At 65.9% G+C, this 13184-nt stretch carries 16 protein-coding genes; 8 read left to right on the top strand and 8 right to left on the bottom strand.

The features are described 5' to 3' along the window. The first annotated feature begins 24 nt into the window (after positions 1–24). The 3 genes from ABZ370_RS40705 (at position 25) to ABZ370_RS40695 (ending at position 1877) form a co-directional block, all read left to right on the top strand. Positions 25–363 carry a hypothetical protein gene (locus ABZ370_RS40705; RefSeq protein WP_358632478.1) on the top strand — a complete coding sequence of 113 codons (339 nt, stop codon included), beginning with the start codon at positions 25–27 and terminating at the stop codon, positions 361–363. Next, positions 360–632 carry a hypothetical protein gene (locus ABZ370_RS40700; RefSeq protein ID WP_358632476.1) on the top strand — a complete coding sequence of 91 codons (273 nt, stop codon included), beginning with the start codon at positions 360–362 and terminating at the stop codon, positions 630–632. The genes ABZ370_RS40705 and ABZ370_RS40700 overlap by 4 nt, the downstream gene beginning before the upstream one ends. A 330-nt stretch (positions 633–962) precedes the next feature. Further along, positions 963–1877 carry an aminoglycoside phosphotransferase family protein gene (locus ABZ370_RS40695; protein WP_358632474.1) on the top strand — a complete coding sequence of 305 codons (915 nt, stop codon included), beginning with the start codon at positions 963–965 and terminating at the stop codon, positions 1875–1877. A gap of 6 nt (positions 1878–1883) precedes the next feature. Here the strand turns inward: ABZ370_RS40695 and ABZ370_RS40690 are convergent, their stop codons facing one another. From ABZ370_RS40690 to ABZ370_RS40680, 3 genes are all read right to left on the bottom strand, one after another. After that, a complete protein-coding gene (locus tag ABZ370_RS40690; protein ID WP_358632471.1) occupies positions 1884–2099 on the bottom strand; it encodes a hypothetical protein in 216 nt (71 codons plus the stop codon). Positions 2100–2286: 187 nt separating this feature from the next. Then, a complete protein-coding gene (locus ABZ370_RS40685) occupies positions 2287–4383 on the bottom strand; it encodes an NB-ARC domain-containing protein (RefSeq protein WP_358632469.1) in 2097 nt (698 codons plus the stop codon). Positions 4384–4569: 186 nt separating this feature from the next. Continuing rightward, on the bottom strand, positions 4570–4998 hold the full coding sequence (locus tag ABZ370_RS40680) for a hypothetical protein (RefSeq protein ID WP_358632466.1): 429 nt from the start codon (positions 4996–4998) through the stop codon (positions 4570–4572). Between the two features lie 552 nt (positions 4999–5550). On the opposite strand from ABZ370_RS40680, the gene ABZ370_RS40675 reads away from it, so the two are divergent. The 3 genes from ABZ370_RS40675 to ABZ370_RS40665 all read left to right on the top strand — a co-directional run bounded on the left by ABZ370_RS40675 (position 5551) and on the right by ABZ370_RS40665 (position 6513). Then, positions 5551–5727, top strand: a complete 177-nt coding sequence (locus ABZ370_RS40675) for a hypothetical protein (RefSeq protein WP_358632463.1) — start codon at positions 5551–5553, stop codon at positions 5725–5727. 163 nt (positions 5728–5890) lie between these two features. Then, positions 5891–6244, top strand: coding sequence for a DUF6247 family protein (locus tag ABZ370_RS40670; RefSeq protein WP_358632673.1), 354 nt, complete (start codon positions 5891–5893; stop codon positions 6242–6244). After that, entirely contained in the window at positions 6241–6513 is a 273-nt protein-coding gene (locus ABZ370_RS40665; RefSeq protein WP_358632461.1) for a hypothetical protein, read from the top strand. The genes ABZ370_RS40670 and ABZ370_RS40665 overlap by 4 nt, the downstream gene beginning before the upstream one ends. Here ABZ370_RS40665 and ABZ370_RS40660 read toward each other — a convergent pair. Beyond that, a complete protein-coding gene (locus tag ABZ370_RS40660; RefSeq protein WP_358632458.1) occupies positions 6510–8060 on the bottom strand; it encodes a PLP-dependent aminotransferase family protein in 1551 nt (516 codons plus the stop codon). The two genes, ABZ370_RS40665 and ABZ370_RS40660, sit on opposite strands and share 4 nt — an antisense overlap. A 46-nt stretch (positions 8061–8106) precedes the next feature. On the opposite strand from ABZ370_RS40660, the gene ABZ370_RS40655 reads away from it, so the two are divergent. Next, positions 8107–9048, top strand: coding sequence for an aldo/keto reductase (locus ABZ370_RS40655; RefSeq protein WP_358632455.1), 942 nt, complete (start codon positions 8107–8109; stop codon positions 9046–9048). Positions 9049–9057: 9 nt separating this feature from the next. Here ABZ370_RS40655 and ABZ370_RS40650 read toward each other — a convergent pair whose 3' ends face one another. The 4 genes from ABZ370_RS40650 to ABZ370_RS40635 form a co-directional block, all read right to left on the bottom strand. Next, positions 9058–9450 carry a cupin gene (locus ABZ370_RS40650; RefSeq protein ID WP_358632452.1) on the bottom strand — a complete coding sequence of 131 codons (393 nt, stop codon included), beginning with the start codon at positions 9448–9450 and terminating at the stop codon, positions 9058–9060. 117 nt (positions 9451–9567) lie between these two features. Beyond that, complete coding sequence (locus ABZ370_RS40645; protein ID WP_358632670.1) at positions 9568–10227, bottom strand: NAD(P)-binding domain-containing protein; 660 nt, start codon at positions 10225–10227, stop codon at positions 9568–9570. A gap of 78 nt (positions 10228–10305) precedes the next feature. After that, the gene (locus tag ABZ370_RS40640; protein ID WP_358632449.1) at positions 10306–11241 is read right to left on the bottom strand and encodes an SDR family oxidoreductase; all 936 of its coding nucleotides are present in this window, start codon (positions 11239–11241) and stop codon (positions 10306–10308) included. Positions 11242–11339: 98 nt separating this feature from the next. Beyond that, positions 11340–11933, bottom strand: coding sequence for an NAD(P)-binding domain-containing protein (locus ABZ370_RS40635; RefSeq protein ID WP_358632446.1), 594 nt, complete (start codon positions 11931–11933; stop codon positions 11340–11342). Between the two features lie 193 nt (positions 11934–12126). Here ABZ370_RS40635 and ABZ370_RS40630 point away from each other — a divergent pair, with 193 nt between their 5' ends. Further along, the gene (locus tag ABZ370_RS40630; protein ID WP_358632443.1) at positions 12127–13038 is read left to right on the top strand and encodes a LysR substrate-binding domain-containing protein; all 912 of its coding nucleotides are present in this window, start codon (positions 12127–12129) and stop codon (positions 13036–13038) included. The last annotated feature ends 146 nt before the right edge of the window (positions 13039–13184 follow it).

The raw sequence follows: 13184 nt of genomic DNA, 5'->3' as shown, positions 1-13184 counted from the left end.
TCCGCACGGGATGGTGGTGATCCGGTGAGCACACAGCCGCGTCTGCTGCCGTGGAATGGACCGGCTGGCAAGCCGTGCTTCCTGGTCCCCAGTGAGGACGGCAAGGGGTATCTGTCCCGGCTCGCCGACGAGATGGAAGCGGTGCAGCTCCGCATGGGCACCGAACTCCTCGGCCATGCCGACGCACTGCTCGGCAACCCGAAGGCGGAGTCCGGAGAGCTTCGCTTCCTCGCGAACCGCCTGGTCGAGGCGCTGCGGGACGCGCTGCGGGTGGCGGACAGCCGTGGCAGGCGCATCCCACTCCCCGACGAGGACGACGACGAGGACGCTCGGCCGGTTCAAGCGAGGGGAGCATGGGGATGAGCCCGGACTGTCGCCCTCAGTCCGAGTGGCGCCTCGAGACCGCCCCGGTGGGGCTGCGCGTACGCCGCGAGGGAGACCACCTCACACTGACGCTCCGGGTCGCCCGACTCGGGCAGCACGTGGACCTCGCACCACTGATTCTGACGCTGGACGAGTCGGAACAACTCCACGCGGGCCTGTGCTTCGCGCTCGATGGTGAGCCTCCGCCCGTGAACGCACCCGAGTGCCGCAAGACGATCCACTACCCCGGGGGCCGACAGCAGTACTGACACCGGCTCGGCCCGGATCACGCGCAACATCCGAAAAAGCAATACCGGACCACCCCGTGCCTGGACAGCTCCCGGGGTGGTCCGGCTGGGGGCCGATCGCGAACCCCGGTGCCGATGGATGGCGCTGGGGACGTCGGCGTGTTCTCGTTCAGCCCGGGTCCGGCGTGACCGTCCGTGCAGCTCATGTGCGGCACGAAGGCCTCCCAGCTCGGTCTCACGTCGCGGTGAGTGCGCTCATCTCGTGCCAGTCGCCTCGCCCTGGGTACGGTCCGGACGATGTTTGCTGAGCGGTGCGTGATTCGTCGCGATCAGAGGGAGTAGGTGCGGGGCATGCCGTCTGCCGGTGCTCAGGCGGCAGGGTTCACGTCGGCGGGGGCTGCCCGTGTGATGGCCGCTGCCTGCCGACGAGCACGCCTTGAGAGCGACGGCGCGCAGCTGATCCGCTTCGGCGAGAACGCGCTCTTCCGGCTGGCGTCGCGCCCTGTGATCGTGCGAGTGGCCCGGACAGCGGACTACCTGCCCTCGGTGCGGAACGAGGTCAAGGTGTCGCGCTGGTTGGCGCAGGAGGGGTTCCCGGCCGCGCGCGTTGTAGAGGATCTGGAACAGCCACTGAGCGTGGATGGCTTCCCGGTGACGTTCTGGCATGTGATTCGGGAAGCTGAACGCAAGGCAAGCTACGGTGAGTTGGGTGCGGTTCTCCGGGAACTCCACTCGTTGCGTCGGCCGGACAGTCTCGACCTTCCGGGGTACGACGCCTTCGGGCGGTCTGATCTGCGTATCGAGAAGGTGCACGGAATCCCGGATGACGATCGCACGTTCCTGCGCAAGAGAGGCAGGGAGTTGCGTGAACGGCTGGCAAGTCTCCGTTTCGAGCTGCCCAAGGGGCCTGTGCATGGGGACGCGCACGGGGACAATCTCATGGTCGACCAGAAGGGGAATGCCATCTTGATCGACTTTGAGAACTTCTGCTGCGACTACCCGGAATGGGACTTGATGGTCACAGCAACGGAATACGACAGCATGGGCTGGGCCAGTGACGCCGACTACGCGGCTTTTGTCGACGCGTACACCTGGGATCTGCGGCAGTGGTCGGGGTTTTCGACACTGCGGGCTATCCAAGAGTTCAAGATGACCACATGGCTCATGCAGAACGTCAACGAAAGCGCTGACGTGGCGGACGAGTACGCTCGGCGCATCGCATCACTGCGCGACGACGACGCACCCCGCGATTGGCAACCGGGCTGACGGCGTTCATTCGCCACCCGTGGGGGTCATCGCTTCCCGGACTCGCTCGTTGAACTGTCGAACGATCGGGATTGGAGAGATCTCGCGCTGAAAGTTCTCGACGTAGCGTTGGAAGCGTGCGGATTGAAGCGCCTCAGCGGCCTCCACGGCCTGCGTAGCCGTCGCGGCCGCTTCCTCGAGATCGCCGTTGAGCAATTGGCTCTGGGCCAGGACCATGCGCACGAAACCCAAGGTGCGTGCGTACTCGGGTCCGTGAGCGCTCTGGCACGCTCCGCAGACGGACGGTACGTGAAGGGGCGGTGTTCCCACGGGTGCCGGAAATCCGGTGTGGCACTGAGATGGAACCTGGGAAAATCACCTGACCAGGCGAGTTGCGAAACTGGAATTGCCGCGCATTTTGCAAGAATACTCAATCGCTCCGCAGACCTGACCCTCCGTTAAACTGCTCAAAATTCTCACTCAGATTCTCTTTAAGCCTCCTCAGGTGAGGGTTCATGGGTTCACGCTGAAGCCCCTCACGAACTACCTCACCGGCCTTTGCAGTGTCCTTCGAATACAGATAAAGCCAGGCGAGACGGCCTAGCTCCGTGGGCATCGCCTCAGACTTTCCTTCTTCCATGAGCCGAATGAGGTTCGCGATCATTAGAGATCTCACATCAGGACTCAGTTGAAGAATTTGATTTCGCTGCGTATAGGCAAACAAGCCAGCCGCACTTGCAATCTCCGAATAGTCTACATCTGAGATTTCCGCGAGCACAATTCTCGCATTCAGCTCCTGCGCAACATCCTTGAGTCGCTGATTTACATAGACAAGCTTTCGCCAAGCTTGTATGTTTGCACTATCCACCTCCAGGTATCTTTCGATACTGGCGCGAGCTTCCGCCCAGTCCTCCCGCGTTCCTTCCAAGTAGAAATCTGCTATGCGCAACCAGGCTTCAGGATAGCTCCCCGCCACATACTCCAACGCCCGCATTTGTGGCGTAATATCATTGCCCGCCTGTCGACGCGAAGCAATCACACCGATCATGCGCTCGACCCTGGGCGCCATTCCCTTGACGACATCGGTTGCCTGCATCGGTCCAAACTGTTGAATCAACTCGATATCAGCGAGCACAAGAGACCTGAAAGGACTCACCTTGAGTTTACTCTGGCCGAATACAGCAGCAGTCATCGGCGTGCGCAGAAATTCGCCGCCACCCCCATCGGTAAGGACTTCGATCATGGAGTACCGCTCTAGCTGACTCAAGGCTTCGCCCACATCCATGGACTCATTCTCAGGTCTAATTAGACCTGCCTCGAGCGCAAGGCGCGGAACTAGCGAACGCCAGCTACTAAGAGTCAGAAATACCCGCTGCGCCGCCGGCGAAAGTAGTCCATACGAGCGCTCAAAGAGCGCCCTCAGTGAATCTTCCTTATTAAGGAAGAGCCGACCTACTGGAATGGCCCGGCCTTCTCTCTTCGTATCCCCCAAAAGGATCTTTGCGAAATACGGGTGCCCATCCGTTTCTTCGATTAGAGATTCAATGTAGGCATGAGTTACCAGACTTTCGATACCGAGTTTCCGGGCGGTCGTCATTACTAGATCCTCGAACTCTCCCCTCCTCAGCCCACGAATCTCGATCGGAAAGTCGGCCTTAAAGTCACGCATTCGAGTAGTGATCAATACTTTATTAGGGCAGCGCACACAAGAATCAATGAACTGATACAGCTCCAGCGGGTGGGAGGCTGTTTCAAAGTTGTCAAAAACCAGCAAAAGGCGCCTACTGTCGTCTCGTTCAGCCAGAGAGTGCGCCAAGTAATCGATAGCTTTAAAGCCTTTCGCTTTGCCGCCCGCCGGATTCATGAGTTTTGTAAATTGCCTGGCGATGTCTTCTTTTGAGAGAACTGCTGGCCGCACGGGCTTTGGCCCGGCAGCCATTAGATCAATATCGCGAGAACTGAACCACAGGATGGCAAAGAAGTCGCCGTCCTGAGTCAGGCGGTGTAGCACCTCCAAGGCTAGTGATGTTTTGCCAATCCCACCCCTCCCCACGAGGGTAACCACTGGGTGCCTATCGTCTTTGAGGAGAGAAAGAACTTCCTCCTCCAAGTCCGGTCTTTGGATGTAGTCGGTAAGACGTGGCGGGATGTTGGCGAACGATGCCCCCTCGAGATCTAGATTCGGGAGCCCTTCAGTCTCGCTCGGCGGCAGTGCTTCCGGCGGTGTTTGGTAGGCCTCAGCAGTCTCACGCTTTCTCGTGTCAGCGACATACGAGAGAACTTCAAATGTTGAGTCGGAGCCGGGCTTGGACCGATAGCCGCCATTGGCTAAAAAGAAGTCCCGCATATCTACGTCACTATAAACTAGCGGCAGTCTCATGAGTCGGGTATCGAAAGCCATGTAGATACCGTCATCATAAGCGTGGTCCTTCTCTGACTTGAGGTACGAGAAGGTCGAGGAGTCTCCGGAGATCGTGGATATCCGATATTTTCCAGAAATATTTCGATGCAGGTACATCCACGGCATACCGAAAGCCGAAATCCCGGTTAGAACGGAAAGGATCGACTCTTCCAGAATCGGTGCAGCTGAGGAACACTTACGTGCTGTTATGGCACCATGCCCGCGAGTTCTATTCCGTAGCGCAGCAAAGGTTCGTACCCACCATTGAAGATTGGTTTTTCGGGGAGCCTTCTCGATTTCTGGGTCAATGGTTTACACCGAACTGTTCAGCTTGTCAACTGCCACTCTCTGCCAAGATGCATCGCCGAACACAAAGCTCTCTGTCAGTTCCCGGAGCAGGGGCCTCGCTTCCGCAATAATATGAGCATTTGCAGGGCCAGTTAGAGCTTCTTCAAGTGCACGCGACCATTCTCCAATTCCGTCGGCCCGAATGAGCTGATATTCAATCTTGTATCTTTGCCGATCTCGATCATTATCAACTCCAGCAAGGGTGCATGACGTGATGAGCTTAACGATCATTTCGCCGAGCAGCATCAAGTCGTGGAAGTACGCAACGTCCGAGTCTTGTTTACTTATCTCGACCCGTTTCCACATTTGATCGAGTATTGCAGAATTAAATGACCTCATCGCACATTCCCCCCAGACTGTCGTGCATGCCGCAGAGTTGATCAATCCGGTCATGTTATGTCGTATGACAGCGCATCAGCAAGCCATTCGCGAGGAAGCGTTGGTGTCCTCCGCCAGCAGCTTCCTGAGGGACGCCGAGAGCGCGCGCCGGTCGCCGCGACTCGGGGGTCAAGCCGCCGAACGGGCACCCGCCGTACCAGGCCAGGAGACACATCTGGGCGGTGGCCTGCCGCCATGGGGTCAAGCATGGCCAGTGGGCGTACGTTTGCCCGCAGCTCAGACGAGGTTGCCCTTGCTTTCCGCTGACGTCGCACAAGTCGATCTCGCCACTGGCGGTGACAAAATCGCTCACGCTAACCCGCCGGGTCAACCACGTCCTCCAGCTACCGTGCTGATCGCGTGAGACCGTCCATATCCGAAGCAATCGACTGCGTTGACAAGTCCTCGTTGACGTCTCCCAGTTCCTGGGCGTGCGATGCCCAACCCGGCGCCATCCAGGCCCTGGTCGGTTCGAATGTAGATGGCACCTCGTGCGGTCATACGCACGTGGCGGGCCGCTGCGGTTGCGGCTGCGCGACCGTCGACCTGGCCGTGGACCGTGCGGCGGTGCCTCCAGCCCCGGGGCAGGACAGTGGGCTGACCGTGGACGCCGGATATGTCGGGCCGGAGTACGCCGGGGTGGTGGTGCTCGTGGAGGACGGGTATCTCTCACTGCTGGAGATCTACTCCGCGACCGGCGAGCCGGTCATCACCTGGCCGGACCCGCGTTTCCTCGACCTCTGAGCAACCTACGGAGGATGGATTCGGCCGCGTCCGGGGCCCTGCCCGATCGGCGTGGCCCCGCCGGGGACTGAACCGCCGCGCCCTCACTCGTTCGGGCGATGTGATCGGGCCCGCACTCGATACGCTGCTCCCAGGGATCAGAATCTCGCCCATGGGAGCAGCAATGACCACCTCCGCCGCTGGGCAGCCACTCATCCCTCAGCCGCCTGCCACCGTCACGGCCCTCCGCCAGGCCGTCGCGCAGATCGCACCCGCCGCCCTGCCCGCCTTCACCCGGGAACTGGACCAAGCCGCCGACCAGTCCCGCCAGGCGTCCGACCTGGCCCCGCTCCAGCGGTTCATCGCTCAGTGGGCCGTCTACGTGCACATTCAGCGGCAGCCCGGTATCGCGAAAGAGTTCCGTCGCTGGGAGGACGCCGCCGAGGCCGGTGACACGGCTCAGGCACGACGCGCAGCGTCCGCCATCGGCAAGATCCTGGACGACGCGCACGCCGCGCTCGGCCTCCCACAGCGGTGAGCGCCGACTGGCGCTGGGAGTACGACCCCGACCACGCTCACGTGACAGGCGGCATTCCCGCTCTGGTCGTGGCCGAAGTGGAGCGTCTCGCGGGGCAGCTGGTCGAGCTGGCCCGGATGGGAGTCGATGTCCGTGACCTGGGCAACGGCCCTCGGCCAGGGGGAATGCGCCGCATGGATGCGGCAGGCGGCTGGTTCTTCTTCCTGGTGGCACCGCGGGATCAGCTGATCGTGATCGTCCGCATCATGCCACCGTTCTCGGACATCTAGGCGGGTCTCTCCGCCGTGGGCGTACGCGTCGCCAGCGCTTCGCGCAGGAGCGCGACGGCCTCGGGGATCTCGGGGTCGCTGATGTTGCCGTAGCCGAGGACCAGGGCGCGGTCCGCCGAATCCTGTACGCGGTAGTCGTCGAGGTCCGCCAGGCGTAGCCCGGCGGCGGCCGCGGTGCTGACCGTTGCGCGGGTGTCGGTGCCGTGCGGCAGGTGCAGCAGGATGTGCAGCCCGGCGGCCGTGCCGGTGACGCGGGCCTCCGGCAGCTGGGCGCCGAGCGTGCGGATCAGCAGGTCGCGGCGGGCGCGGAACCGCCGCCGGGCCGCGCGGAGATGGGCGTCGTACCAGCCGCGGTCGATGAAGGTGGCGAGCGCGAGCTGGTCCAGCACCGGTGGGGCGGCGGCGACGGGGCTCGCCGCCCGGAGCGCCGGGGTCATCGCGGCGGGCGCGACCAGCCAGCCCAGGCCGAGGGCCGGGGACAGGGTCTTGCTGACCGAGCCGAGGAGGAAGACCCGGCGCGGGTCCATGCCCTGCATGACGGCGACCGGGTGGTGGTCGTAGCGGAACTCGGCGTCGTAGTCGTCCTCGATGACGAAGCCGTCCACCTCGCGCGCCCAGCGCACCAGATGGGCCCGGCGGGCCGGGGACAGCACCGTGCCGGTAGGGAACTGGTGTGCCGCGCCGACGACGACGGCCCGGGCCGGGGTACGGACGAGGTCGTCGACACGGAGGCCGTCGTGGTCCACGGGCACCGGGTGCAGTCGCAGGCCGGTGCTCGTCGCGGCGTCGCGCAGCCGCCCCCAGCCCGGGTGTTCCACGGCCAGGTCGGCGATCCCCTCGGCGCGCAGCGCCCGGCACGTACGGACCAGGCCGTCGGTGACCCCCGCGCACACGGTTACGGCCGCGGCGTGCGCGTCCGCGCCGCGCGAGCGCCGGAGGTACTGCGCGACGGTGGTACGCAGGCCCGGGTGCCCGGCGGGGTCGGGCAGGCCGAGGTCGTAGTGGACGGCCGAGCCGGTGACCGCCCGGACGGCGTCCGCCCAGCGACGGCGCGGGAACGCCCGCAGGTCGGGCAGGCCGGGCGCGAGGTCGTACCGGACCGGTGGTGGCGCCGCCGGTGCGGGCTGCGCGCGGGGGCGCGGCGGCGCGGCGTCCGGATCCGGTGACCACGAGACGCGGGTGGCGGACCCGACCCGGGCGGTGAGGTAGCCCTCGGCGATGAGCTGCCCGTACGCCTCCGTCACGGCCCAGCGGGAGCAGCCGAGTTCCTCGGCGAGGGCCCGGCTCGGCGGCACGGCGGCGCCCTCAGTCAGCCGGCCGTCCCGGATCGCGGTGCGCAGCGCGCGGGCGAGGCGGTCGTGCAGGCGGCGGCGCCGGGCAGGGTGCGGGGCGCCGGGCGCCGTTGCGCCGGGCTCCGGTACGCCGGACTCCGCTGTGCCAGGCCCCCGTACGCCAGGCCCCGGAGCACCGGACTCCGGTACGCCAGGCCCCGGTACGCCGATCTCCAGCAGCGTCGCCCACGCGAAATTGGTCTGGGAAATCGCCACAAGATTGGAGCGTACCGCCGATCCGAACCCGCCTACCGTGACGGACATGAATCCTCAACTGGCGCTGGGCGCCATGCTGTTCGGCACGGCTCAGGACAAGCGTCGGTCGTTCGAGATCCTGGACCGCTTCGTGGACGCCGGAGGCGTCTGGATCGACACCGCCAACTGCTACGCGTTCTGGGCGGACCCGACCGGCTTCGGCGGGCAGAGCGAGACGGTGCTCGGGCGCTGGCTGGCGCGCCGGCCGGGCGTCCGCGACCGGGTCAGGATCAGCACCAAGGTGGGCTGCGAGCCGACCGAGGCCGGGCGCTTCCCGGAGACGGCCGAAGGCCTCTCGGCCGGGGTGATCAAGCGCGGGATCGAGGGCAGCCTCCGGCGCCTCGGTACGGACCACATCGAGCTGTACTGGGCGCACAAGCCCGATGCGGCCACTCCGCTGGAGGAGACGGTCGCCGCCTTCGACGAACTGGTCTCCGCGGGGACGGTCGGCCGCCTCGGCTGCTCCAACTATCCCGTCTGGCAGATCGAGCGGGCCCGGCAGATCGCGCGGGCCCGCGGCGGCGCGGGCTTCACGGCGGTGCAGCAGCACCACACGTACCTGCAGCCGCGCCCCGCGACGCGGCCCCTCGTGTCGCACCGGTTCGGCATGGTCACCGACGAGGTGATCCACTACCTGGAGCATCACCCGGACATCGCGTTGTGGGCGTACACACCGCTGCTGAGCGGCCGCTACACCCGCCCGGACCGGCCACTGCCCGAGGAGTACGACCACCGCGGCACCGCCCGCCGCCTCGCCACGCTCGACGAGATCGCCGCCGAGACCGGCACGAACCGCAATCGCGTGGTGCTGGCGTGGCTGACCGGCGGAAACCCGGCCGCCACGCCGATCGTCGGCGTCAGCACGGTCGAGCAGCTGGACGAGGCGTTCGCGGGGGTGTCGCTGGAGCTGAGCGCCGAGCAGCGCGAACGCCTGGATTCGGCGGTGTGACGGGAGCGATCAGGTGCGCTCTTCGAGGCGGGTGCCGTGGCGCAGGGTGATCGACATCAGGTCGCTCGGGGCGTCGAGTTCCAGCCGGTGCCAGCGCCCGCGGGGCACGACCACGGCGTTGCCCGCCGCCAGCCGCACCACGTCCTCGGTGCCGCCGGGCACGGTGGGCCGGAAGGCGAGCCGGACCCCGCCCGTCAGGCAGCACACCGCCTCGTCGGCCTCCGGGTGCATCTCCCAGTAGTCGGCGTGGACGTCGGCGTCGGTCTCGACACGGAAGGTGGCGACCTGCCAGGCGCCATCGGCGTCGCTGCCGGTCATCTGTCGCTCGGCGGCCCGGACGCCGCCGTCGCGGTGGAACCGCAGCGCTGAGGTGAACAGGTCGATGGGGGCGGTCGTCGGCATGGCGGCGTCCTTCCGGTCGGCATTCGACGCCTTTGCGTGCGAAATATGCCCCTCCCGGTATCCCCCGGGAGGGGCATGGCACGGCCGGACCACATCACGGTCCGCGATAATTGACGGTTACCGCGTTGCGGTGGCCAGTGCCGCGCGGATGGCGTCCTCGCCGACCGGCCGGCCCTTCTCGTTCGAGAACGGCCCGTACGGGGTCCCCCACACCGGCGTGCCCGTCGCCTGCCGCCAGCCGTCGGCCAGCGGTCCCGCGTCCACCACGCTGTAGCCGATGGAGTCGATGAATTCGGTCACCGCCGCCTTCGCCGACGCGGAGTCCCCGGCGATCGGCAGGTACGAGCGGTCGGCCGCCCCCGCCGGGCGGGCGAGTGACAGCAGGTGCTTGAAGAAGATGTTGTTGAACGCCTTTACGAGCAGGGCGTCCGGGACGTACCGCAGAAGCAGCTCGCTCGAGGTGACGGACTTGCTGTCGAGCTCGGGGATGTGCCCGTCACGCTCGGGGCCGTAGTTGCAGGTGTCGATGACCGTCTTCCCGGCCAGTGGTGCGGCGGGCACGTGGGGGAAGGCGCTGACCGGCACCGTGACCACGACAATGTCACCGGCCGCCGCGGCCTCTTCGCTCGTCGCCGCGGACGCCCGCGGCCCCAGCTCCTCGGCCGTGTCCACGAGCGTTTCGGGACCGCGCGAGTTGCTGAGCACCACCTGGTGCCCGGCCCCGACAGCGAGTCGCGCGAGGGTCCTGCCGATGCTTCCGCTTCCGATGAATCCCACAGTCGTCATAATCTCAACGTCCTTCAGAAGAGCCGAACTTGCCGGTTGCCGGGCTCGTTACGATCCGGGTTCCCGCAGTCATCCGGCGGGGAAATAATGGCCGTTGTCCAGATCGGCGAGCAGGCCGGGCCGGGCGGGTTCCCAGCCGAGGGTCCGGCGGGTGATGAGGTTGGACGCCGGGTAGCTCTGCGTGACGATATTCGTGAGGAACCCGAAGTACCCCGGCGTCATCAGGGCATCGTTGGGAACGCTCACGGCGGGCAGGCCCAGGCGGCTGGCGATGGCCTCGGCGATGTCGCGGAACGTGATGCCCCCGTCCTCGACCGCGTGCCAGTATTTGCCCGCCGGCCCCTTCTCCAGCGCCAGGCGGAACAAGCTGGCGGCATCGCGGATGTGCACGGCGTTCCACAGGTTCGCGCCGTCGCCGGGGTAGCCGACGAACCCCTTTTCCTTCGCGAGCGCGATCAGTGTGGGGAGGAAGCCGGCACGATCGGTCGTGCTGTGCGCGATGTTGGCGATCCGCACGACCGAAGACCGCACCCCCTGCTCGGCGAGGTCGACAACGGCCCTTTCCACGACGTTGCGGACCCGCAGGGTGCCCTTGTGCTCCTCGTCGGCGGGGAGGGCCGGGTCCTCCTCGGTGGCAGGCCGCTCCAGGTTCCCGGGCGAGCCCATGCTTCCCGCCGTGACCAGCGGCTTTCCGGTTCCCGCGAGTGCCTCGCCGTACGCGAGCATGATCGGGAGCTCCGCAGCGGCCACGGCGTCCATCCCGCCGGAGGGCAGCAGATCCTGCCTGTGGGCTACGTGGATGACGCCATGGGAGCCCGAGGCTGCCTCCTTGAGCCCGTCGAGATCCTGAAGGTCGCCGCGACGCACCTTCGCGCCGAGCGCGGACAGGGCCGCCGCGGAAGCGTCCGACCGGGCCAGGCCGGTGACCTCGTGCCCGGCGGCGATGAGCTCGGGGATGATGTACGAACCGGAATGGCCGGTTCCCCCAGCGACGAATACGCGCATCTAACTGTCCTTGTGAGGGTAGGTGCAGGGTCTTCCCGTGCCGTAAGTGAACTGGCGTAATGCGGCACGAGAGGTAGAGGTAAGTGGTAGGGGTGCGCTCAGCCGAGAAGGGTGATGCCGAAGGAGAAATTGGTGTGCTTGACGGAGTGGTTCATGAGGCCAAGCTCCAGCAGGCCGACGTTCTCCAGTGCCCGCGCCATGAACAGTTCCCCGGTGTCCCAGGGGCGCAGCCCCAGGCTCTCGACGAACACCGACACGCGTGCCTTCGCCTGCGCGTCGTCGCCGGCGATGAACACGTCCAGAGGGCGGTCCTCGGCCGGGCCGGCCGCCAGAACGTGGGAGAACACAGTGTTGAACGCCTTGACGACATGCGCGTCGTCGGGAGCCGCCTTGGCGATCTCCTGTGCGCCGGAACTGTCGTCAGGGACGACGAAGCCCTGCAGGCCGGGGGCTACGGGGTTGGCGATGTCAACGATGATCTTGCCGCGCAGCGCGTCCCCGTACTCCCTCACCACCGCCGCGGCGCCGGCGTACGGCGCGGCGAGGATCACGATGTCCCCGGTCGGGACGGCCAATTCCTTGGCCTTGGCCTGGTCGCGGCCGATGATCTCGACGGCGTTACCGCCGGCGAGCGCCCGGCCGGCCAAAGCACGGGCCATGTTTCCCAGTCCGATAATGCTGATGCGGCTCATCGGTGTTCCTGCTTTCCGGGATTTGGCCCTGCTGTCAAATTCCAGTATCGAATTCCAGTGCTGAATTCTTGTGCCGAATTCACTTCGACGCCCTTAAGCGCCTGTTTTCCATGCTGCCATCGCTTCCGATTGGCGTCCAAGACCTATTGAAGCCGTGGTGATACCCTGGAGGTATCACCGGGCTGGGGGTTTTATGGATCTGGATCTGCGCAAACTGCGTTACTTCGTCACCGTGGCCGACCGGCTGCATTTCGGCCGCGCCGCCGATGAGCTTCACATCGCACAGCCGGTGCTCAGCCGGCAGATCCGCGCGCTCGAGCAGGATCTCGGCGCCTCGCTGTTCACCAGAGATCGCCACGGCGTAGAGCTGACAGATGCGGGCCGGCAACTGCTGGCCGACGCCGGTCCGCTGCTCGCCTCAACCCACGCGGTCCGCCGCCGGGTGTCCGCGGCCGCCGGCGGCAAGCGGCGGCTGATGGTCGGTTTCCGGGCCGGCATTGCAGTCACCCCGGCGACCCGTGCGTTCGAGGACCGGCACCCGGACGTGGTCGTGGACGTGCAGCGGATCGAAGGGGACGACCAGGCTGCGATGCTGCTCGACGGCCGCATCGACGTCGGCTATGTGCGGCTGCCCATCGACGAGGCCGGCCTGCGCGTCACCCCGCTGTACACCGAGCCGCGGGTAGCGGTACTGCCCGCCGGACACCGGTTTGCCTGCAAGGAGGAGGTCACCGAGGCCGACCTGGCCGGCGAACCGCTGGTCTGGCACGGTGACCCGAGCACGCAGCCCACCAAGCGCCCGCTCCCCAATGCCGGGTATTCGGTGCGCGGGGTGGACGAGACGCTCGAGCATGTCGCGGCCGGACGGGGCGTCTCCTTCCTGGCCCGTTCGGCGTCCGTGTTCTACTCGCATCCGGACGTCGCCTATGTGCCCATCCCGGATCTGGCGCCCGACCAGGTGTGCCTCGCGGTGGCGGCATCGCACACCTCGCCGGTAGTAGATGACTTCGTCGCTGCGGCTCAGTCGACGGCCGAGATCACGGCAGAATGTGGGAACTATGAGATGTGGCAGCTTGGAGGCGATGTCGCCTCAAGGCACGCTTGAGCAGTTCGGCTGACCCCCGTTCATCATGCGCTGGAGAGCTGCCCCGCGAGGAGAGCGCCGCGGTGGAGTGGATGAGCGGGGTGGCAAGTCTCCGGCTCGTAGAGGTTCTGAAGGTGCGGGTGGCCCGCCGGCGTCGCCGGCGGGCC

This window comes from Streptomyces sp. NPDC005962 (assembly GCF_040629205.1).
In the GTDB taxonomy this organism is placed as follows: domain Bacteria; phylum Actinomycetota; class Actinomycetes; order Streptomycetales; family Streptomycetaceae; genus Streptomyces.
This window is presented reverse-complemented; position numbering and strand designations above follow the sequence as displayed.